The sequence below is a fragment of the Rossellomorea oryzaecorticis genome (assembly GCF_045897515.1).
GTDB lineage: Bacteria > Bacillota > Bacilli > Bacillales > Bacillaceae_B > Rossellomorea > Rossellomorea enclensis.
In genome coordinates this window covers 75,374-95,847 of sequence record NZ_JBJOSA010000003.1, presented here as the reverse complement: position 1 = coordinate 95,847, position 20,474 = coordinate 75,374, and the positions used below count along the sequence as shown (strand labels likewise).

Genomic DNA, 20,474 nt, shown 5'->3' with positions numbered 1-20,474 from the left:
ACACTCCTAAAAACGAATATTAATTATATTTTAATTCGTGAATGTTCGTTCCTATCGTAATATACTACATTTATTGCCAGGGTGTCAAAGATTTTTCTGGCATTTATCTTCCTCTGCAAAATAAAAAACGGACCTGCTTAACGCAAGTCCGTCTAATGGATCAACACTTCTCCAGATTCCCATTCATTTTCACAAGGACTTTCCTGTACATTTCCAGCTCATCTTCTGAGATGCCGGCGAGGATGTTTTCTTCCCACAGCGCTTCGATGACCGGGGTCAGTTCCTCTTTGAGCGTGTTCCCTTTGTCTGTTATGAACAGGATGAATGAACGGCGGTCCTCTTCATTTTTCTTCTTGATGACCAGTTCTTTCCGTTCGAGGATATCGAGGATCCTTGTCACGGTGGGCTGGTCCTTCTCTGCTTTATTCGCCAGTTCCTTCTGGTTGATGCCGTCATTTTCGGACAGCCGCTTAAGGACGGTCCATTGCTCGGGTGTAATATCGAAATTCTTAATGTTCACAGATAAGAAACGGATAATGTTCTTAACGGTATTGCTTGTAAAAAGACCGATTGCTTCATCGCGAGTATCATGCATGCTGTATCACCTGCCACCAATTTTAGTCTCCTTCTATCATACTACAAAAGTCACTGGAAATGAGAACGATTTCATATTAATTGTCATAACAAGTATTTACTTCTGTGCTTTCTGTATATATAATTAGTATGACAACTAATTGAATCGATTATACATCATCGCTTGAAAGGGGATTTACATGCAAAAATCGACACACAACATTTGGACAAAGCCTTTTCTGATGGCTTTATCGAATAATTTTTTCGTCTTTTTGGTTTTCTATTCGTTGTTGACCGTGCTGCCTGTCTACGTTATTGACGAACTTCAGGTAAGTGAAGCACAGGCTGGTCTCGTAACAACGATGTTTTTAATTTCAGCGATCATCGTCCGGCCGTTTTCAGGAAAGATCATTGACGCACTGGGGAAAAAGAAGACCCTGATGATATCCGTTTTCTTCTTTGGCGCTTCTTCCTTTTTTTATTTTGTGATCAGTGATTTTAATCTGCTGATCGCGCTGCGCTTTTTCCATGGCATCTGGTTCAGCATCGCTTCAACCGTATTAGTGGCAATCGCGGCGGATATGATACCGGAGCATAGGAAGGGGGAAGGACTCGGATACTTTGCCATGTCGATGAATCTGGCCGTTGTTGCCGGTCCGTTCCTTTCACTGGCCCTCGTTCAGTTCATCCCATATACATCCCTGTTCCTTCTGCTGGCGTCCATGATGGTGGCTGCCTTTATATTGACTTTCGGCATTCAGACATCTTCCGCAGCGGCATCCGGCCCGAAAGCTTCCAGACGGATCACTGCGAAGGATTTGATCGAAGTGAGGGCGATGCCGATCGCGTTCGTGGGATTCCTGACGGCGTTTGCGTATTCCGGCATCATGTCATTCATTTCCGTTTATGCAAAATCAGTCGGCCTCTTTGAATCGGTCAGCCTGTTTTTCGTCGTGTTTGCGGCAGCGATGCTGTTATCCAGACCATACACAGGAAGATTATTTGACAAAAAGGGACCCGATTCGGTCATTTACCCGTCGCTGATCATCTTTGCGATCGGCCTCGCCGTGTTGAGTATCACACAGTCGACAATCGTCCTTCTTGCAGCAGGTGCACTCATCGGCCTCGGCTACGGTGCCTTGCTGCCAAGCTACCAGACGATGGCGATCCAATCTTCCCCGAGGGAAAGAACCAGCCACTCGACAGCGACATTCTTTATCTTCTATGACCTCGGAATCGCAGCCGGATCTGTCGTGCTGGGTATGATTTCAGGAGGCCTGGGCTTCACGAGCCTGTACCTGCTGTCCGGTGCGGTAGTCTTGGTGACACTGTTTGTTTATCGGTATCATTCTGTGCTTGCAGGTAAAAAAAGAAGTGGGGCGCGGGAGGCATTGGAACTTTAAAAAGGATACGTTTAGCTTGAACGGACGTACCTCATAAACATCAAATTTCATAATGGTTTTGAACCCAATCGCTTTAGAGCGGTTGGGTTTTTTAAATTGAGAATAAGCTTCTTGCAACCATCATCCATTCTCAATTACCTTCTAGTCCAAACCTCCTTTTTTACGAAAGACGGGAATTTTCTCAATACAGATAATCCAGGTATGGAAGAACTGCCTTAAAAGATGCCCGAACCCCAATAGTACCAAGGTTTTTCCTGCATCAAACAAAACTAACCACATCCCCCTGCCAAAAGTATTATTTACCCATTTTCAACTGAGAACAGTTTTCAATTAATATTGACATTGATAATCATTATCAATTACTATGACGTTGAAAGCAAAACGGAAACAATCAGTGAAAGGGAGATGACGTATGACAGTTCAAACCTTGACTTCAAATAAAGAATTACTAAACCAGCAGGAGAAACGCGAATCCAATGCAAGATCCTATCCGAGAAGGATTCCTCTTGCCATCAGCGAGGCCGAGGGGATCCATGTTACCGATATGGAAGGAAAGAAGTATTACGACTGCCTGGCAGGGGCCGGCACATTGGCGCTAGGGCATAATCATCCTGCAGTGGTCGAAGCCATGGAGCAGGTAATCCGCGATAAACGCCCTTTACATACTTTAGATTTGACCACGCCAGTGAAAGAAGAATTCGTTAACGAGCTATTTGCTTCTTTGCCCGAAGGGTTCCGGGACCGTGCAAAAGTGCAATTTTGCGGGCCGACAGGCGGGGATGCCATCGAAGCAGCATTGAAATTGGTCAAAACGGCAACCGGCAGGCAAAGTATCCTGACCTTCCAAGGGGGATATCATGGTGCAACGCACGGAACGATGGCGATCTCAGGAAACCTGGGTCCGAAGAAGAAAGTCGGCGGCCTCATGCCTGACACTCATTTCCTGCCCTACCCATATACATACCGCTGTCCGTTCGGGATAGGGGGAGAAGAGAGCCACCGTATCTCGGCACGCTATATCGAGAACCTGTTGGATGATCCTGAAAGCGGGATCCTGCCGCCGGCTGCGATGATCTTCGAGACCGTCCAGGGTGAAGGTGGTTCTATACCGGCACCGATCGAGTGGCTGCAGGAAATGAGACGGATCACGGAAGAACGCGGCATCCCGTTGATCATTGACGAAGTACAGACTGGAATAGGACGTACAGGAAAGCTGTTCTCATTCGAGCATGCCGGAATCGTACCGGATGTATTTGTCCTCTCGAAGGCAATCGGGGGCAGTCTGCCGCTGTCCGTTGTCGTATATGACAAGGATCTCGACTGCTGGGAGCCGGGAGCGCATATCGGTACGTTCCGCGGAAATCAGATGGCGATGGCAGCGGGTACGGCAACATTAAAATATATCAAGGAAAATGACCTTATTCAGCATGCTGACAAAATGGGACAAAGACTTCTCAAGTCGTTATCCGGACTTCAAAGCGAATTTCCTGAAATCGGGGATGTGAGAGGAAGAGGCTTGATGATCGGCGTGGAAATGGTGGACCCTTCTCTGCCGCAGTCAATATCAGGAAGCCACCCTGCAAATCCTGAGCTTGCAAGCAGGATTCAGCAGGAGTGCTTCAAACGAGGATTGATCCTTGAAGTGGGGGGCAGACACGGGGCAGTCGTCCGATTCCTTCCTCCGCTCATCATCACTGGGGAGCAATTGGATGAAGTCTTCTCCATCTTCAAAGAAGCTGTCTCGGCTTCCGTTGTGAGGTAGGCCCTATGAGTACAGACATAAAGCTAAAAAATAAAAAGACGGCGTTTGACTCCTTCTTCCTTCATCAGGGGGAGGAAGGGCTCACCGCTTTTGAAAAAGGAATGGAACAAGTCAGCAATAAACTGAAAGAAGTTTACAGCGATACCGAACAGCCTTTCATCGGAAAGACCCCGGCTGAAATCGAAAAGGAAATCGCGGGGATCATGAACTTTGCCGGGGAAGGCCGCTCGCTTCAGAAGGTCCTCGATGAGATTGAAGGTCCCGTCATAAGGAACAGCCTTCATATCTCACATAAAAAGAGCATGGCTCATCTGCATTGTCCGCCGCTGCTCCCGGGGATCATCGGCGAATGCATCATCGGTACATTGAATCAGTCCATGGACTCCTGGGATCAGAGCACGGCAGCTACATATGTAGAAGAAGGAATGGTGGAATGGCTGAAGGAAACGGTGGGTTATCCTGGACCCTCCGATGGTGTGTTCACGAGCGGCGGTACACAATCCAACTACATGGGGCTGCTGCTTGCCAGGGATTCATTCTGCCAAAACCAATGGGGCCATAACGTACAAAAGCAAGGATTGCCGCCTGAATTTCACCGGCTGCGCATCCTTTGTTCGGAAGATGCCCATTTTACCGTGAAGAAGTCCGCCTCACAGCTCGGTCTGGGTGAACAAGCTGTCATCACGGTGAAAACGGACGAGCGCCACCGGATGTGCATGGAAGATATTCAAAATGTACTGAAGCGGCTTAAGGCAGACGACATGCTGCCCTTCGCCATCGCCGCAACATGCGGAACCACAGATTTCGGAAGCGTCGATCCATTGCCGGAACTCGCTTCCATTTCAGAGGAAAAAGGACTTTGGTTCCATGTGGACGCAGCATTCGGGGGTGGGTTGCTCCTGAGTCATTCTCACTGCGATAAGCTTAAAGGCCTTGAAAAGGCGGACTCGATGACCATAGACTTTCACAAATTATTTTATCAGCCTGTCAGCTGCGGGGCATTCATGGTGAAGGACCGACGGCATTTCGGATTCCTTTCCCATCACGCGGATTACTTAAATCCCTTAAAAGATGAAGATGACGGAATTGTGAATCTTGTGACGAAATCGACCTCTACCACCAGAAGATTTGATTCATTGAAGCTTTATCTGTCCTTGAAGACAGTGGGCATAGAAACCTTTGGTGAAATGATCGACCGGACCATGGAGCTTGCCCGCTATACAGCAGGATACCTGGAAGGTCTTGATACCATCGACCTTAAAAATAAACATCCAGAAATCAATACCATCATCTTCAGGTATAAGCCGGAGACTGAAATCGGCATCGGCCTTGATGAACTGAACAGGGCGATTCAGCAGTCGCTCCTTCATGAAGGAAAGGGAGTCATTGCGAAGACAACCGTTGACGGTGAGATCTTCTTGAAGCTCACTCTCCTGAATCCGAGAACAAGTGAAGAAGATATCCACGAGCTGATGGATGAAATAAAGAAGACTGCAACTCAACTAATGAATGGAGGTTTAGCCCGTGTATGATACAAAGCAGCTGGCAGAAAACGCCACGATGCAAAGCTTTCTGAATTGTTATTTAAGGGAGACCGGGAATTTTGAAGAAGCTCCGGAACTGATGGAACACCCTTTTTTTGTAAAAGAGGGGATGGACAAAGTGATCGTCTCCAAATTGATCCTGCAGAAAATCGAAGTGGTTGCAGGGGTTGGATACTGGTCTGATACAGACCGCCATTTATTTTCTTTCCCGATCTACTATCGCACCTCTGGCAGTGAAGACCTGCAGCCGAGCGACTATATCACGCTTACTTCGCTTATCGTGAAAGAATTCCTACTGGATAAAAGCTTCAGGGGAGCCAAGGATGAACTCATTTACCGCGTCATCCTGAGCTGCCGCAGCATCAAAACGTACCTGGATGCCCGGGTGGAAGACGCAGAATCACTTTCGCAGGAAGACTTTGAATTCATCGAAGCGGAGCAGTCCCTATTATTCGGGCACCTGCTTCATCCGACCCCGAAAAGTAAACAGGGTCTGACTGAAACGGAGGATGCGATGTATTCCCCCGAGCGGAAAGGAGCGTTCCAGCTTCACTATTTTGCAGCGGAGAAGTCACTGGTTCTCCAGGATTCCAGCCGTCCGCAGTCTGCTGCTTCTATTATTTTCGAAGAATTGGAGAATGACAGCGAAGTTGATCAGGACTGGCTCGAAGAAATCATGAAAAAAGATGAAAAGGTATTGATCCCGGTTCATCCACTCCAAGTGAAGGAACTGATGGAGAATCCTGAAGTGCAAACGAGGCTAGCGGATGGTTCGCTTCAGTATGCAGGTCCCGCCGGCAAAAAGTTTACGGGTACTTCATCATTCAGGAGCGTGTACAGCAAAAGCTCTAAATATATGTATAAATTCTCTGTACCTGTCAAAATCACAAACTCCCTCCGCATCAACCAGGCAAAGGAGCTTGCCAGGGGAGTGGAGGTTTCAAGGCTTCTGGAGACGGAAGTTGGACAAAGTATCAAGCGGAATTTTCCCAACTTTCGCATATTAGAGGATCCAGCTTACTTGAATCTTGTATCGGAGACAGAACTCTCAGGATTTGAGGTCGTGATCCGCGACAATCCTTTCTATGAAAATAGCAAAAATGCCAGCCTGGTTGCAGGTTTGTGCCAGGATCATGCCTTCGCTGGAAAACCAAGGCTCTACAGTATAATCAAAGGGATTGCCAACCGAGAGAATCGTTCGGCGGAAGAAGTGAGCATCGACTGGTTCAAACGTTACCTGGATCTGACGCTCGATCCGATGATCTGGCTCTTTGATACATACGGGATCGCGCTTGAGGCCCATCAGCAGAACTCGGTCATCAAACTAAGGGACGGATATCCTGAAACGTTCTACTATCGTGATAATCAAGGGTACTACTACAGTGAATCGAAGGCCGGCAAATTGATGGAGATGCTTCCTGAGCTCAATACATTGAGCGATACGATCTGTGCTGACGACGTAGCCGAGGAGCGCCTGAGATATTACTTCTTCTTCAATCACCTGTTCGGCCTGATCAATGGCTTTGGGGTAAGCGGCCTGATCAAGGAAGGGGAGCTGATCCGTGAATTAAAGGATCGCCTGAAGAAACACGAAGAAACGATGCCATCAGACCTTCTGAGCAGTCTGTTGTATCAGCCGGTGCTTCCGTGTAAAGCCAACCTGCTGACCCGTTTCTATGACATGGATGAGCTTGTCGGCCCGATGGAATCGCAGTCCGTCTATACGATGGTGAAGAACCCGATCGCGGGAGAGGAGGAGATCCTCCATGCACTATGAGTTTTATGATGAAGAGATCGGAAGGAAGATTTCGTTTAGGAAAGCAGAGTTTGAGCGGGATGTGGACATGATCCACACCTGGATGATGGAGGACCATGTCCACCCGTTCTGGAATCTCAACATGCCTCTTAATAAGTTCAGGGAACATTTGAGAAAAGCATTGAACGATGATCACCATACCCTCTATATCGGATGTCTGGACGATGTGCCGATGAGTTACTGGGAGGCCTACTGGGTCAAATGGGATGTGCTGGAAAAAATGTATAATGCCGTTCCCCATGACCAGGGCGTCCATCTCTTGATCGGTGATAAAGAATTTTTAGGAAAAGGATATTCATTGCCGCTGTTAAGGGAAATGGTCCGGTTTCAATTCCAGGATGAACGCACTGAAAAAGTCATGGCAGAACCCGATATCCGAAATGAAAAAATGATCCATGTGTTTAAAAGATGCGGTTTTGAACCGATTGAGTCGATTGAACTGCCGGATAAAACCGGACTGCTCATGAAATGTGAGCGGGGAGAATTCGAAAAGAGGTGGACCCCATGAATGAAAATGAAATCCATGACGTGATCGGCATCGGGATCGGCCCCTTCAATTTAGGCTTGGCGGCCTTGCTTGATGAAGTTGGGGATATGAAGGCACTGTTCCTCGAAAAGAAGACGGAATTCAATTGGCATCCCGGGATGCTGATCGATGGGACGACCCTGCAGGTACCATTTTTCGCGGACCTTGTGTCGATGGCAGATGTCAGAAGCAAATACACATTCCTGAACTATTTACAGGCTCACAATCGTTTGTATCACTTTTATTTCCTTGAGAAATTCCATATTCCGAGAAAAGAATACAACCATTATTGCCGCTGGGTCTCCGATCAGCTGCCGCAATGCCGGTTTGGGATGGAAGTCGAACGTGTTGTACCGGTAGTGCTGGATGACGGAGGGAACGGGTACGAGGTTTCCGTATGGAATGATGCCGCGCGTACTGAAGAGCGGTTCGTGACGCGCCACCTCGTGATGGGGATCGGATCGGTTCCTTCTGTGCCGGAACACTTCAAGGAACATCTCGGAAGCAGCGTCTTCCATACATCCGAGTACCTGAAGAATAAAGATATCTGTAAAGAGGCGCGATCGGTGACGGTCATCGGCTCCGGGCAGAGCGCCGCGGAAGTATTCCTTGATGTGGCGAAAGAACAGGAGAACCACGGATTCACCCTGGACTGGTTCACCCGTTCCAAAGGATTCTTCCCGATGGAGTATTCAAAGCTCGGACTTGAATACTTCTCACCCGACTATACGGACTTCTTCTACAGCCTGCCGCAGGAGAAAAAGGATGCTCTCCTGAAGGATCAGGACCTCTTGTATAAAGGAATCAGCGCAGACACGATCGCGGAGATTTATGACTATCTGTACGAGCGTTCGATCGGAAGTGAATACCCTCGGATCTCTCTGCAGGCGATGACGGAAATCACCGGTCTTGAAGCCAGCGGCCGCGGTTACTCGCTCCGCGGATATCACCAAGTAAAAGAAGAAACATTCACTCAAGAGACCGACGTCGTCATCTTCGGGACAGGTTACAAAACAGCGGTTCCGTCGTTTCTGTCCGGTATGAAGGATGACCTGGCATATGATGACGCCGGCAGGTTCAAGATCACGAAGGATTACCGCCTGGAGACCTTCATCGGTGAAGGCGGCAGCATCTTCGTTCAAAACGGGGAGATCCACACCCATGGAGTCGGGGCACCGGACCTTGGACTCGGCGCACACCGGAATGCAGTCATTATCAATCAATTAGCCGGAAGGGAAGTATATCCGGTTCAGACGAAGAATGTGTTTCAGACATTTGGAGTTAAAAAACGGGCTGCGGCTGCCGTTCCAAGCATGTGAGGGTGACGGGGGAATGAATGGCGGACTTGGATTGGGTAAGCTCCTGCATTTTTTGATAATAAAAGTATAGGTTTGCTTATAAGTGTCGCGCTTTCGATTACAATAAAGAATCTTTAATAAAAGGCTTCGCAGTTTCGATAATAAAAGTTTGATTTTCAATAATAAAGCTTTTGATTTCGATAATGAAATTTCCGTTTTCAATAATAAAGCTTTCTGAGTATAAGGCAAGTAAGTTCAAATTTGAAGATTTTAGTTGGAAATACGTTTTTATAGTGGAAAACGAATGAATTATATAGCGGGTAGGACGAAAAACATGTTTTCCTATGGAAAATACACAAATTTCACTGTTTTTTGACGCTGGATTCTAAACTGGTTCGGGCAAGACGCAGACCCTTTCGGAAAGCGAAGTCCTGCACGGAACCCAACAGCGGTAATAAACCTTGAATCTCATTTATTAAAAGCAGCAACTAAAATAGACAGAAAGAAGGGATCCCATGCAATTTGCAAGCGAACTGCAAACCGTATTGAACAAGCACAACTGGAAAAAGGTCAACCGCAAACTGATTGCAAAAATGTTATCAGAGTATATGTACGAAGACATGATCCAGCCCAGCATACTCGATGAAAAGGGAAAGACCATCACATATGCCCTGCAGATCTCAGACGATAAACAGTACCGCTACCAGGCTGAAAAACGATTGTTTGACAGTTTTGATGTGAAATGGGAAACGATCGACATCACAGCAAACGGAGAAACAAAGCAGGCTGACAGCGCCATCGCACTGCTCATCGATCTTCAGGAACTCATCCCGATGTCACCGGAAACGGTCGGGCATCTGATCAAAGAGCTGAACGCTACCCTGATTGCCGATGCCCACCTGCTCGAAAAAGATTTGAAATCATCTGACGAACTCATCCATGTCGATTATGCCGAACTTGAAGGCTTCATGACCGGCCATCCATGGATTACATACAACAAGGGCCGAATCGGCTTCGGCTACGATGACTATCTTACCTATGCACCCGAACACGGGAGGGAAATCCGTCTTTCCTGGGTTGCCGTGGCTAAAAAAATTGCTTCATTCCAATCGGTCGAAGGCTTGAAGTATGAGGACCTGCTCGCCTCTGAATTGTCCGAAACGGAAAGAACTTCTTTTGAAAAAATAATAAAAGACCATGGAGAGGACCCGTCAGACTATTATTTCATGCCGGTACACGAATGGCAGTGGAAAAACGTCCTGATCCAGAACTTCCCTGAGGAACTTTCAGGAAAAAAGATCATCCCACTCGGGGAAGGAAACGACAGCTACCTGCCGCAGCAGTCGATCCGTACATTCGTGAACAGGACGAATAAAGGGAAGCATCACGTCAAGCTTCCGATGAGCATCCTCAATACACTTGTTTACAGGGGGCTGCCGTCCGAGCGCACATTGATTGCCCCGCAGGTGACGGAGCTCATCAAAGGCATAGCAGACAAAGACACTTTCCTGAAGGACGAATGCCGCGTCATCCTGCCGGGGGAAAATGCCAGTATGAATGTCGATCACCCCTATTACACCGGGGTGAAGCAGGCTCCATATCAGTATCTCGAAATGCTTGGGACAATTTGGAGGGAAAGCATCTATACGTATCTCGATGAAGGGGAACAGGCCATCACGCTTGCGGCTCTTTTATATGAAGATCATGACAATAAACCGTATGTACAAAGCCTGATCGAAGATTCCGGACTCCAAGCCGATGAATGGATGAAGACCTTCTTCAAGGTGGTCATGGATCCGCTGCTTCATTACCTATATCAATATGGAACGGTTTTCTCTCCGCATGGTCAGAATACGATCGTCGTGCTGAAGGATTCTGTTCCCCACCGTCTGGCCATCAAAGATTTCGTCGATGACGTCAATATCTCGGACCAGGACTTCCCTGAGCTGAGAGGATTGTCGAAGGAATTCAAAGAGGTGCTGAGAAGCGAGCCGCCGGAAGGCTTGACTCAATTCATCTTCACAGGTTTGTTCATCTGCCATCTGCGCTATATGAGCAATATCCTCGTCAATCATGAACTTATGGAAGAAGAAACATTCTGGGGCATGCTTGCAGAGGCCATCGGGGATTATCAGCACAGATTCCCCCAATTGAAGGAACGGTTCGAGCTGTTTGACTTCTTTAAGCCGGAATTGACCAAGCTTTGCCTGAACCGCAACCGCATGGTCGATTATGGATACGCAACCGGCGACGACCGTCCGCATGCTTCAGAGTTCGGAAAAGTGAATAATGCACTGGCACTTTTCAAGGTGAGGGAGACGGTTTAATAGCTGTGCTGCAAGCCTGCCGGGCAGGCTGCCATAATGCCAGGGAAAATTCCGTAAGTAAGATGAGCAAAAAAACGGATCATCCATGATCCTCGAAGAAAGAAGGTTTAGCAGGTGAGTATTATCGTACAAAAATTCGGAGGGACCTCTGTCGATTCTGCATCCGCAATTAAAAGGGCAGCTTCAAGGGTGATTGAGGAAAAGAATCTTGGACATGATGTCGTGGTGGTCGTCTCGGCCATGGGGGATACAACGGATACCTTGACGAGGCTTGCCTATGAAGTAACCTCGAATCCGCAAAAAAGGGAAATGGATATGCTTCTGTCGACAGGGGAACAGGTTACGATAGCTCTATTAGCCATGGCCCTCCAGGAAAAAGGAGTGGATTCGATCTCCTTCACCGGCGGCCAGGCAGGCATCCAGACGGATTCGATACACGGCAACGCCAAGTTCAAAAGTATTGATCCCGATCCAATATTAAGGGAACTCGCTGATGGTAAAGTCGTCGTGGTGGCAGGTTTTCAAGGCGTGACAGAAGCGGGGGCCATCTCCACGCTGGGGCGCGGCGGGTCAGATACAACCGCAGCTGCCCTTGCAGCCCGTCTCGGTGCGGAACGCTGTGACATTTATACGGACGTCGATGGTGTATACACCTCGGATCCCCGGTATATCAAGAAAGCTGCCAAGATTTCATCCCTGACGTACGATGATATGCTGAACCTTGCAGCAAGGGGAGCAGGCGTACTGCATCCACGATCCGTCAAACATGCGAAAGAGCACGGAGTTCCGATGACAGTACGGTCCAGTCTTACTAATGAACGGGGCACGTACATAAATCGTACTTCCAAGCGGTCAGACAGATACCCCGTCATCGGCATCGTCTTTCAAGACGAAAGAGCAAGCATTACTCTGAATGGAGAGGACAGGGACCGCGGACATGACAGGCAATCTGTAATCAGGTCGATACTTGCAGCCAGACATATCGAGTGTGATTTTTACAAAAATCAACAAGTAACTACTCTTCTCATTCCGCATTGTGACCTGAAGGAATCACTGGAGCTTATTTCAAAAAAGGAAGGACCAATCGCGTTTGAACGGTTGACCACGGACTGTGATCTGGCCAAAGTGGCCGTCATCGGAAGCAACATCCGGACACGCCCGGTCATCCAGGGGAAAACCGCACAGATGCTGACTCGTGCACAGATCGATTTCCAGTTCATCGACGACGCCCCCGGGAGTGTGACGGTAGTCGTGAAGCAGCCTGATATGCACCGGGCAGCTGAAATACTCCATACAGGATTCGGCCTCGATGTTCCCGAAATGAGAAAAATTGCTGCAATTCATTAAAAAGGACACTTCCCTCAGCGGAAGTGTCCATTCATGTTCATTTTTTCAAAAACTCCAAGCTTCTCTTCACACTCTGGAGCGGCGGATTCCTGCACTCATCCTGCTCGACGATCCACCAGTCAACAGTCCCTGACCCGTTCCCGAATGAGAGCACCGACTCAAGATCGACCCCGCCGGCCCCAAGCTCCCCAAAAAAACGCTCCCCATCCGTCGTCATATCCTTTAAATGAACAAGCGGGGAGCGGTGCTTGTAACGTTCAAGCCACTCGGCCGGTTTTTCCCCTGCAAATGTCAGCCAAAAAATATCAAATTCCGCCTTCACCCACTCCGGGTTTGTTTCCTCGAAGATCGTCTCCAATGCTGAACGTCCATCACTTAGGGAAGTCAATTCAAAGTCATGATTGTGATAACAAAGTGCGATGCCTTCCCCGGCACATTTTTCGCCGATCTCATTAAGGTCATTGATCAGCCGGATATAATCGTTTTCCGTCCTTTCTTCAGGAGCGAGGTACGGGCATACAACATAGCGGCTTCCCAGTACCTTTTGATCATCGATCACTTTTTCCGTTTCATCCCTTAACTCAGCAAGCGGGATGTGACTGGAGGCTGCTTTCAGCCCCAGGTGATCGAGTACTTCTTTTAATTTTCTTGCCTCCAAACCTCCGTACCCGGCCAGCTCGACTCCTTCATAACCGAGCCCGGCAACTTTTTTCAGTGTGCCCGTAAAATCCTGTTCAGCTTCGTTCCGCAGCGTGTACATCTGCAGTGCGATGGGAATGTGCTTCATTTTTATGCAGCCTGCCTTTCAAAATCTTTTTACTATAAGAGTTCTGAAAGAAAGGGAGAAATCCTTTTTAATTAAGCTCTTTTCGCATACTTTGTTGCTTTACACACAAGAAAATACCGGAACTTGGGTATTTTCTGATGTCCGTCTACCTGTGGTTTAAACTGGAATTCGAAAAGAGCACGTCCACAATCAACATTCAGGCTACTAGCCAATTTACGAAAAGCAACAATCTTTTAGAAAACAGCCTTTAATTAAAAAGCCCAAACCGTTTATTGGCTGGGCAGGTGATATTATTTAACGGCCTGCGATTTAATCTTCAAGCACGAGAGCTTCTTTTCATTTTTAAAAACGGAATAGTGGGCTGCCGCGATTCTTTCCTCGACATAATCAAGTGAAAAGGTCCCGGATGGATCGGCAAGGCTGCCGATTGCCCTGGATAGATGGTCGACAACATGCTTCAAATCAACTTTTCTCTCCAATTCATTGCCGGCATTCATTTCATCCATGATCTCAAATGCAAGGTTCTGCACATGATACAAACGTCTTTGCTCCAACCTGATTCCCCCTTTGGCTTATTCGTATCTTTTCTGATTATATGGCGGAATCTGAATGGTTATGATAGTAAAGAACAGGGTATAGGGATTCTAACACCCCGAGGTATGAACAGATGAAATTTAGTGAACTCTAAAGATAACTGAGGAGGTGAAGAAACATGGCACAAGATGTACTATGTGAAGTAAGCAACTGCAAATACAACAAAGAAGGCAAGAAATGCTCAGCCGACCAAATCTTCGTAGTGAGTCACAAGGGGAACAAAGCCCACAACAGCGAAGAAACGGATTGTAAGACATTTGAACCTGGTATGTAATTGAATTTGATGACGAAATAGGAACTTTTTCCGTGAATGAAGTTCCGGCAGGCAGCCAGTGGAGTGGCTGCCTGTTTTTATATAGTATTGATAATGATTGTCATTCTTATTCATGGGAGGGGTGGTTTTTTTGGGGGAGTAGCGTTAGAAGTTTGTCGTTTTTTGTCGATAAATCGGTAGTTCGCCCTTAAACTTGTGCGTTCGCCCATATTTTAAAAATATCGGTTTGACCCCCTAATTCCTGACGAAATCTCTGAATAACTAATCGGTTCTTAGTATTTCATTTACATCATTTCCTTCTTCACTTATTCCGAGCTTAGATGACTCCACTACAGCGTCAAGCCAAGACCGCTTGACCCTTTCGTTCCGCCATCTAGGGGGTATGTAAGTGAAGAAGGAGTATTCCTGCCTTCTTAAAGGCTCAAGGCCATTTCTTCGGGGAAGCCAATATCCTTGTATTTCTCATGGAACTTTACCGGAGACAGCCTGCCAAGGCTCCCATGATAACGTCGGTGATTATAAAATTCCATGAACTCATCAATTTCGTAATAAGCCTCTTCAAAGTGTTCAAATTCATAACGCCTGAATAGATCTCTCTCTAAAATACTGAAAAACGACTCAATAAAGGCATTGTAGTTTGGTGATCTAGGAGGAATCCTCTCATGAAAAACCTTATTACTCTCGCAGAACTCACCAAAAAGGTTACTGACAAATTGAGGCCCGTTATCTGTTCTTATAACGATACAATGACCTTCCATCTCTTCTAAAGCCTGTAACCTTCGTCTAATTATGGCTTCATTAAGCATTCCCGTAATATCCTTGGCGGTGCATCGTGGGCCTCTGTAATATCCGACGATGGCGCGGTCAAAAACATCAATCGCACAGGCGACAAAGAAAAACCTTCGGCTTCCTGAGATGGACCCGTATTTAATATCAAGCTGCCAAAGCTGATTTGGGGCCGTAACGAACCGTTTTCGGACAAGTCGCTTTGGATACTTCGGATTGCCTGTTCGTTGGGGAAGGAGAATCCCTAACTTCCTGCACAACCTCGCAACCTTTTTGTGATTAATTTGAAGGTCGTGGTGATCTTTTAGAAATTGAGTTAAGTTCTTTACACCATAGTTTTCGCCATCCCCTTCGATGGCCTCCATGAGGAATTCTTCTATTTGTTCATCGGGAATGATTTCTCCTTTGTATGTCTGAGAATAACCTGGGATCGGCCGGCCCCTTTTTTCCTCAGCTGAGACAGCTTCTTCAATGCCGTTATGGTAGTAGTAAAGGGATCGATTAAACCCAGTCACCTCTGAAAGCTTAGTTATGTGAAACCCCTCCTTTGCCCATAGTCGAACCTCATCCAAGACCGTTAGGGCCGGTACTGGGTTTTTTTTAATAAGTTTCTAAGCATGGCCACTTCCAGCTCTTTTTCACCAAGGAGTTTCATCGCCTGTTCATATTTAGCCTTCAATTCCTCTTTTGTCGGCTCAGTAGAAACGATAGCTGATGTTGGATCCTCCATCTGTTCCCTTACCTCATCTTCATACTCTTTGATCCACTTCGTAAGGGTAGCCCTAGAGATTCCTGCATGGCGGGCGATGGACGAATAATTACCACTTTCCAGAGCCATTCGGACATAGTTTCTTTTGACTTCTTCCAGAGCTTCAATCTTCTTCTTTGGCATAGAAATATCCCTCCCTAATTCCTGACATCTTATGTCTCTAGTGTACTTTTTTCAGTACAAATGTGTCCAAAGGAATTAGGGGGTCGTAGAGATATCGCCCTTAAATCTCAGATTCCGCCCATAAAATTAATGAATCCGCCCTTAAAAATAGAAGTGAAATCTTTTCACTGAAAATAAAGGATTTTCCTTCCAATTGTAGAATGATTTATAGATCATATAAGATTGGAGTGGTGAAATGATAATTAAAGATCGTGAAATTCCTCGAATTATCTTAAAACTGCAAGCTTTACTTCGTAGATTCCCCATGCACCACCATAAAATTCAAATATTAGTGGATGAATTGAATAGAAGAACAGCTGGACATAAGGGGGAAGAAGCCTTGGATTATCCCCTCAGCCTTCTTAACCCTGAGAAATATTTGATATTCCATGGACTACGCCTGCAAATCGGCAATCATTTCTTTCAAATTGACACTTTAGTTATATCAAAAAACTTTATCCTCTTGATAGAAGTGAAAAACTTAGCCGGCACAATATATTTTGATCCAGTCTTCAGCCAGTTGATTCAAATAAAAGATGAGCAAAAGCAAGCATATCCAGATCCTCAAATACAGCTTCTCAGGCAAGTGGAACAACTAAAAAAATGGCTTAAGCACCATGGTTTTTCATCTATTTCTATATTTTCTTTGGTAGTAGTAAGCAACGACAAAACGATCATTAAAACTTCGCCTGAAAACCACAATCTTAATTCCTCAGTCATCCATCGCCATCTGCTTCCAACCCATATTAAAACGTTCGAAAAATCAACTCAATCAGAAGTATATGATCATAAGGAAATTAAAAAGTTGGTTCGCTTGTTGAAGAAAAAACATGTTGAGGCAGAACATTCAATTTTGGAAAGGTTTAATATATCACCAAGTGAAATCAAAAAAGGAGTATTTTGTGAAGTATGTACTCATAGTCCACTTGTCAGGAAACATGGATCATGGTTCTGTACAAACTGCAAAGCAAAGAATTTAAATGGTCATGTTCAAGCATTAATGGATTATTGCCTGCTTATCAAACCCTTAATAACAAATGAAGAAGCAAGAAAGTTCCTCAATATCGAATCAAGGTATGTTACAAAAAGACTTTTAAAATCCCTCAACCTCCCAACCACCGGCACCAAAAAATCCACCACCTACGACCTCACCCAACTAACTAAACAAAACGTCCCCACAAACTCAAACAAAAAACCCGCCACCACCAAGTGACGAGTCCTTCATTCCTTCTCAATCCATTCCTGAGACCATTTTTCGATATTTTTCATCAGCGGTTCCAATGAATAGCCTTTTTCAGTAAGGGAGTATTCAATTCTTACCGGGGTTTCCGGGTAGACTTTGCGTTCGACGATGCCTTCTTCTTCGAGTTCTTTCAGGCGCTGGGAGAGCACTCTGCCGCTGATGCCGGTTGCATCTTTTATGGTGCAGTTGCGCTGCGGACCGGAAAGCAGCTGGTAAATGATAAGGGCGTTCCACCGCGGGCTGATGATGCTGATGGCTTTTTCGAATCTTGGACAAATTTCAGTAGTGTTCATCTCATCAGTCCTCCTTTTGTAAGAAAAATTATATCATATGTCATGATAAATTATAAATTAGTTACTTGACTAACTATAGTTATTAAAATAAAATAAGTTACATAAAGTAACCAACTTACATCCATAAAGGAGACAAAACCATGAACTTCCACCAACATCCATATACTCATATCAATCACGTGACCATAAATGTTCAGGATTTAAAAAGATCGCTTGATTTTTATCAAGAAGTTATCGGATTCAGTATTTTAAGCAAATTTGAAGATACAGTACAGCTGACGGCAGACGGGGAGACTCCTCTGCTCACAATCCATCAGCCGGAAAATGTCATCCCTAAACAGCCAAGAACAACAGGCCTTTATCATTTTGCCATCCTATTACCAGATAGAGCGGACCTGGGAAGTATCCTCAATCATTTTGCGCAGTTGAATATTCCATTGGGCTCATCCGATCACCTCGTAAGCGAGGCCCTGTACCTCACTGACCCGGACGGAAATGGGATTGAAGTGTATTGGGATAAGCCTCATACCATTTGGACGTGGAATGGCGGACAGGTGGAAATGGCAGTCGATCCGATTGATGCCAGGGCCATTTTAGCTGAAGGAGAAGGGGAGCCATGGACAGGACTGCCTTCGAAAACAGTGATGGGGCATCTGCATCTGCATGCTGCAGACCTTGATGAAACAGCCGGTTTTTATACTATAGGGCTTGGGTTTGAAGTCGTATCAGCTCTGGGGAATCAGGCGCTGTTCCTTTCAACCGGACGCTACCATCATCACATTGGGTTGAATACATGGAACGGTGCCGGGGCGCCCAAACCTGCGGAAAACAGCGTTGGCCTGCAGTTATTCAATGTTCATTATCCGAGTCAGGATGAGAGGGATGAAGCAGCAACCCGTTTGAAAACCCTCGGCTATCAAGTGGAAACCGGCCAGGACGGCAGCCTCTCTACAGAAGACCCTTCAGGTAATAAGATGTACTTAACGGTGTAAGCTGCAAAGTTGCATGAATTGGTCTGATCCGGAAAATAACGAGACAGTATCTAACGGGTAAAATGATAAAAGCCGCCCCCATCACCAGGGGACGGCTTTTAACCATTCTTCATCCTTCGCTCGGATCGACCTCATCATAAACGAGCCGGGTCACCATCGTGGATTCCCCGTTCTTCACTTCCTCTTCGGTAGCGTCCTCGCCGAAGGATTGTTCTTCATCATAAGTGGGAGCCACATTGTTTTCTTTTGAAAGGTTCGGGGTTCTCTTTCTCATGGTTATTCCTCCTGTCTTCTGTTTATTGTTTAGTGTAAAGAGAAACATGGAAAGTATACGCTCAGGCAGATTTTTTTAAAAAGAAGCGCGGTTGGTGGGATACTATTCATATGAAAAGCTTATTGGAGGGGACATCATGAAATTGAGTGTGCTGGATCAATCGGTCATTACGAAGGGACAGGATGCAGCAGCGGCATTCGAAGAAACTTTGAGGCTTGCCAAATTCACTGAGGAACTGGGCTATACCAGGTTCTGGGTGGCCGAGCATCATAATGCGAACGGTATGGCAGGATCTGCGCCGCAAGTGCTGATTTCGCATCTTGCTTCTATGACAAGACGCATGAAAATCGGATCCGGCGGGGTGCTGCTCCCTCAGTACAGCCCCTATAAAATCGCAGAGGATTTCAAGGTGCTCCAGACACTCTTCCCGGGAAGGATCGATCTTGGGATCGGGCGTTCACCCGGCGGTTCTTATGAGACACGCCTGGCATTGACTGATGGATTGAAAAAAAGCATGAATGAGTTTCCCGGACAGGTGGAAAGGCTTCAGCACTTCCTTCATGGGGAGCCCGGAGTCAAGGCTTATCCTTACGTCGGCACACCGCCGGATATATGGCTTCTCGGGATAACCCATCGGGGCGCAAGGGTGGCTGCCGAGAACGGTACGGCTTTTACCTATGGTCATTTTATCAATCCTTCGAACGGGAAGAAGGCACTTGACTACTATCATCATCAATTCCGTCCATCTGCGGGTTTAGAATCCCCGCTCAGCAATGTCTGCATATTCGTCGTTTGTGCACCGACCCAGGAGGAAGCGGAACGAATCGCCAAAAGTCAGGATATCTGGTTATTGGAAGTGGAAAGGGGAATCGATACCCGCATCCCGTCGAAGGAAGAAGCGGACAGCCGGATATTCACCTCCAGGGAGATGGAGAAAGTAAGAGAAAACCGCAGGCGTGCGATTGTCGGGACGCCGGAAAAAGTGAAAGAGGAACTGCTTTTGCTCAGTGAAATCTATGGGACCGATGAATTCATGATCATTACGAATGTGTCTGATTTTGGAGACAAGTTGAGGTCTTATGAATTGCTTTCTGATGCACTGATTAATCCGGGGCTTTGAACCAGTGCGGACAGGACTGCACCGACAGCCTGGATCCAGCTTCCGATTACATTCAAATCCCCGCTCTCTTCGTTGTTTAATTCCAAGATGCCTGAAATCGCCTGCAGGGAATTTCCGATGACCTGCAGTGCATTTCCGTAAATTGAAAGCAATTCATCCAGGGTACGTTCTTCATCCAGGGAATCAGCGACTGCGGCAGATCCGCCAAGTGCCTGCAGGAGATTCCCTTTGATATCAAGTTCCTGCTTGGTCACTTCATTAAAATCGAAGACTAGACCTGATAAAACAGTTAGATTTCCTATTGATTGAACTTGATTTCCGATCTTTGTCAAATCGAAAGGGTTTTTAATGGCATCAGCTTCAAGGGCATTTCCTGTAGCCTGCATTTCATTTCCGATAATGTCAAGATTGGTGAGTGTATCGTCTGAAAGAGATTTGCTCGGAGTATTTCCGATTGCGGAAAGGACCGTGCCGACAGCCTGGACCCACGCCCCGAACGTTGCTTTGAATTCATTACCCATGGAAATCGCCTACTCTTTAAGTTCTACGATAGTGTATACAAATAGGGCATGTAAGGTTAATCC

Annotated in this window: 20 protein-coding genes; 12 read left to right on the top strand and 8 right to left on the bottom strand. The window is 46.5% G+C overall.

The annotated features are described in order from the left end of the window. Positions 1-160: 160 nt before the first annotated feature. Entirely contained in the window at positions 161-595 is a 435-nt protein-coding gene (locus ACKA06_RS04725; RefSeq protein ID WP_071620548.1) for a MarR family winged helix-turn-helix transcriptional regulator, read from the bottom strand. Positions 596-773: 178 nt separating this feature from the next. Here ACKA06_RS04725 and ACKA06_RS04720 point away from each other — a divergent pair, with 178 nt between their 5' ends. The 8 genes from ACKA06_RS04720 to ACKA06_RS04685 all read left to right on the top strand — a co-directional run bounded on the left by ACKA06_RS04720 (position 774) and on the right by ACKA06_RS04685 (position 12,596). Continuing rightward, positions 774-1,976, top strand: coding sequence for an MFS transporter (locus tag ACKA06_RS04720; protein WP_411159088.1), 1,203 nt, complete (start codon positions 774-776; stop codon positions 1,974-1,976). A 412-nt stretch (positions 1,977-2,388) separates the two neighbouring features. Further along, positions 2,389-3,738: an aspartate aminotransferase family protein gene (locus ACKA06_RS04715; protein WP_411159087.1), complete on the top strand. Its 1,350-nt coding sequence runs from the start codon at positions 2,389-2,391 to the stop codon at positions 3,736-3,738. Positions 3,739-3,743: 5 nt separating this feature from the next. Next, positions 3,744-5,270 carry a pyridoxal phosphate-dependent decarboxylase family protein gene (locus tag ACKA06_RS04710; RefSeq protein WP_411159086.1) on the top strand — a complete coding sequence of 509 codons (1,527 nt, stop codon included), beginning with the start codon at positions 3,744-3,746 and terminating at the stop codon, positions 5,268-5,270. Between the two features lie 28 nt (positions 5,271-5,298). After that, positions 5,299-7,059 carry an IucA/IucC family protein gene (locus ACKA06_RS04705; protein WP_411159277.1) on the top strand — a complete coding sequence of 587 codons (1,761 nt, stop codon included), beginning with the start codon at positions 5,299-5,301 and terminating at the stop codon, positions 7,057-7,059. Positions 7,060-7,075: 16 nt separating this feature from the next. Then, positions 7,076-7,606 carry a GNAT family N-acetyltransferase gene (locus ACKA06_RS04700; protein ID WP_411159276.1) on the top strand — a complete coding sequence of 177 codons (531 nt, stop codon included), beginning with the start codon at positions 7,076-7,078 and terminating at the stop codon, positions 7,604-7,606. Beyond that, the gene (locus ACKA06_RS04695; RefSeq protein ID WP_411159085.1) at positions 7,603-8,943 is read left to right on the top strand and encodes a lysine N(6)-hydroxylase/L-ornithine N(5)-oxygenase family protein; all 1,341 of its coding nucleotides are present in this window, start codon (positions 7,603-7,605) and stop codon (positions 8,941-8,943) included. Before ACKA06_RS04700 ends, ACKA06_RS04695 begins: the two co-directional genes overlap by 4 nt. Before the next feature lie 494 nt (positions 8,944-9,437). Continuing rightward, complete coding sequence (locus tag ACKA06_RS04690) at positions 9,438-11,249, top strand: IucA/IucC family protein (RefSeq protein ID WP_411159084.1); 1,812 nt, start codon at positions 9,438-9,440, stop codon at positions 11,247-11,249. 114 nt (positions 11,250-11,363) lie between these two features. Further along, complete coding sequence (locus ACKA06_RS04685) at positions 11,364-12,596, top strand: aspartate kinase (RefSeq protein WP_411159083.1); 1,233 nt, start codon at positions 11,364-11,366, stop codon at positions 12,594-12,596. Between the two features lie 37 nt (positions 12,597-12,633). On the opposite strand, the gene ACKA06_RS04680 is transcribed toward ACKA06_RS04685, so the two are convergent. Then, entirely contained in the window at positions 12,634-13,383 is a 750-nt protein-coding gene (locus tag ACKA06_RS04680; RefSeq protein WP_411159082.1) for a sugar phosphate isomerase/epimerase family protein, read from the bottom strand. Positions 13,384-13,673: 290 nt separating this feature from the next. Further along, on the bottom strand, positions 13,674-13,889 hold the full coding sequence (locus ACKA06_RS04675; protein ID WP_411159275.1) for a hypothetical protein: 216 nt from the start codon (positions 13,887-13,889) through the stop codon (positions 13,674-13,676). A gap of 206 nt (positions 13,890-14,095) precedes the next feature. Between ACKA06_RS04675 and ACKA06_RS04670 the strand changes: the two genes are divergently transcribed. Beyond that, entirely contained in the window at positions 14,096-14,251 is a 156-nt protein-coding gene (locus ACKA06_RS04670) for a DUF1540 domain-containing protein (protein ID WP_071620538.1), read from the top strand. A 413-nt stretch (positions 14,252-14,664) separates the two neighbouring features. Here the strand turns inward: ACKA06_RS04670 and ACKA06_RS04665 are convergent, their stop codons facing one another. Together ACKA06_RS04665 and ACKA06_RS04660 are read right to left on the bottom strand one after the other, a co-directional pair. Next, on the bottom strand, positions 14,665-15,609 hold the full coding sequence (locus ACKA06_RS04665) for an IS3 family transposase (protein WP_411159081.1): 945 nt from the start codon (positions 15,607-15,609) through the stop codon (positions 14,665-14,667). Positions 15,610-15,614: 5 nt separating this feature from the next. Next, on the bottom strand, positions 15,615-15,929 hold the full coding sequence (locus ACKA06_RS04660) for a transposase (protein WP_411159080.1): 315 nt from the start codon (positions 15,927-15,929) through the stop codon (positions 15,615-15,617). 235 nt (positions 15,930-16,164) lie between these two features. Between ACKA06_RS04660 and ACKA06_RS04655 the strand changes: the two genes are divergently transcribed. Next, the gene (locus ACKA06_RS04655) at positions 16,165-17,181 is read left to right on the top strand and encodes a nuclease-related domain-containing protein (protein WP_411159079.1); all 1,017 of its coding nucleotides are present in this window, start codon (positions 16,165-16,167) and stop codon (positions 17,179-17,181) included. Positions 17,182-17,189: 8 nt separating this feature from the next. Here the strand turns inward: ACKA06_RS04655 and ACKA06_RS04650 are convergent, their stop codons facing one another. Next, entirely contained in the window at positions 17,190-17,504 is a 315-nt protein-coding gene (locus ACKA06_RS04650) for a winged helix-turn-helix transcriptional regulator (protein WP_411159078.1), read from the bottom strand. Positions 17,505-17,644: 140 nt separating this feature from the next. On the opposite strand from ACKA06_RS04650, the gene ACKA06_RS04645 reads away from it, so the two are divergent. After that, positions 17,645-18,496: a VOC family protein gene (locus tag ACKA06_RS04645; RefSeq protein ID WP_411159077.1), complete on the top strand. Its 852-nt coding sequence runs from the start codon at positions 17,645-17,647 to the stop codon at positions 18,494-18,496. A 109-nt stretch (positions 18,497-18,605) separates the two neighbouring features. On the opposite strand, the gene ACKA06_RS04640 is transcribed toward ACKA06_RS04645, so the two are convergent. After that, on the bottom strand, positions 18,606-18,770 hold the full coding sequence (locus ACKA06_RS04640; RefSeq protein ID WP_411159076.1) for a hypothetical protein: 165 nt from the start codon (positions 18,768-18,770) through the stop codon (positions 18,606-18,608). A 136-nt stretch (positions 18,771-18,906) separates the two neighbouring features. Here ACKA06_RS04640 and ACKA06_RS04635 point away from each other — a divergent pair, with 136 nt between their 5' ends. Further along, positions 18,907-19,890, top strand: a complete 984-nt coding sequence (locus ACKA06_RS04635) for an LLM class flavin-dependent oxidoreductase (RefSeq protein WP_411159075.1) — start codon at positions 18,907-18,909, stop codon at positions 19,888-19,890. On the opposite strand, the gene ACKA06_RS04630 is transcribed toward ACKA06_RS04635, so the two are convergent. Further along, positions 19,848-20,411 carry a DUF6944 family repetitive protein gene (locus tag ACKA06_RS04630; RefSeq protein ID WP_411159074.1) on the bottom strand — a complete coding sequence of 188 codons (564 nt, stop codon included), beginning with the start codon at positions 20,409-20,411 and terminating at the stop codon, positions 19,848-19,850. The genes ACKA06_RS04635 and ACKA06_RS04630 overlap by 43 nt on opposite strands. Positions 20,412-20,474 lie beyond the last annotated feature (63 nt).

What these genes read in the sequence shown, in the direction of transcription:
- ACKA06_RS04705 (WP_411159277.1), top strand. Translation starts at nt 5,299, where the DNA reads ATGCAAAGCTTTCTGAATTGTTATTTAAGGGAGACCGGGAATTTTGAA.
- ACKA06_RS04630 (WP_411159074.1), bottom strand. Translation starts at nt 20,411, where the DNA reads ATGGGTAATGAATTCAAAGCAACGTTCGGGGCGTGGGTCCAGGCTGTC.
- ACKA06_RS04690 (WP_411159084.1), top strand. Translation starts at nt 9,438, where the DNA reads ATGCAATTTGCAAGCGAACTGCAAACCGTATTGAACAAGCACAACTGG.
- ACKA06_RS04635 (WP_411159075.1), top strand. Translation starts at nt 18,907, where the DNA reads ATGAAATTGAGTGTGCTGGATCAATCGGTCATTACGAAGGGACAGGAT.
- ACKA06_RS04645 (WP_411159077.1), top strand. Translation starts at nt 17,645, where the DNA reads ATGAACTTCCACCAACATCCATATACTCATATCAATCACGTGACCATA.
- ACKA06_RS04640 (WP_411159076.1), bottom strand. Translation starts at nt 18,770, where the DNA reads ATGAGAAAGAGAACCCCGAACCTTTCAAAAGAAAACAATGTGGCTCCC.
- ACKA06_RS04675 (WP_411159275.1), bottom strand. Translation starts at nt 13,889, where the DNA reads ATGGATGAAATGAATGCCGGCAATGAATTGGAGAGAAAAGTTGATTTG.
- ACKA06_RS04725 (WP_071620548.1), bottom strand. Translation starts at nt 595, where the DNA reads ATGCATGATACTCGCGATGAAGCAATCGGTCTTTTTACAAGCAATACC.
- ACKA06_RS04660 (WP_411159080.1), bottom strand. Translation starts at nt 15,929, where the DNA reads ATGCCAAAGAAGAAGATTGAAGCTCTGGAAGAAGTCAAAAGAAACTAT.
- ACKA06_RS04680 (WP_411159082.1), bottom strand. Translation starts at nt 13,383, where the DNA reads ATGAAGCACATTCCCATCGCACTGCAGATGTACACGCTGCGGAACGAA.
- ACKA06_RS04695 (WP_411159085.1), top strand. Translation starts at nt 7,603, where the DNA reads ATGAATGAAAATGAAATCCATGACGTGATCGGCATCGGGATCGGCCCC.
- ACKA06_RS04655 (WP_411159079.1), top strand. Translation starts at nt 16,165, where the DNA reads ATGATAATTAAAGATCGTGAAATTCCTCGAATTATCTTAAAACTGCAA.
- ACKA06_RS04710 (WP_411159086.1), top strand. Translation starts at nt 3,744, where the DNA reads ATGAGTACAGACATAAAGCTAAAAAATAAAAAGACGGCGTTTGACTCC.
- ACKA06_RS04720 (WP_411159088.1), top strand. Translation starts at nt 774, where the DNA reads ATGCAAAAATCGACACACAACATTTGGACAAAGCCTTTTCTGATGGCT.
- ACKA06_RS04715 (WP_411159087.1), top strand. Translation starts at nt 2,389, where the DNA reads ATGACAGTTCAAACCTTGACTTCAAATAAAGAATTACTAAACCAGCAG.
- ACKA06_RS04670 (WP_071620538.1), top strand. Translation starts at nt 14,096, where the DNA reads ATGGCACAAGATGTACTATGTGAAGTAAGCAACTGCAAATACAACAAA.
- ACKA06_RS04650 (WP_411159078.1), bottom strand. Translation starts at nt 17,504, where the DNA reads ATGAACACTACTGAAATTTGTCCAAGATTCGAAAAAGCCATCAGCATC.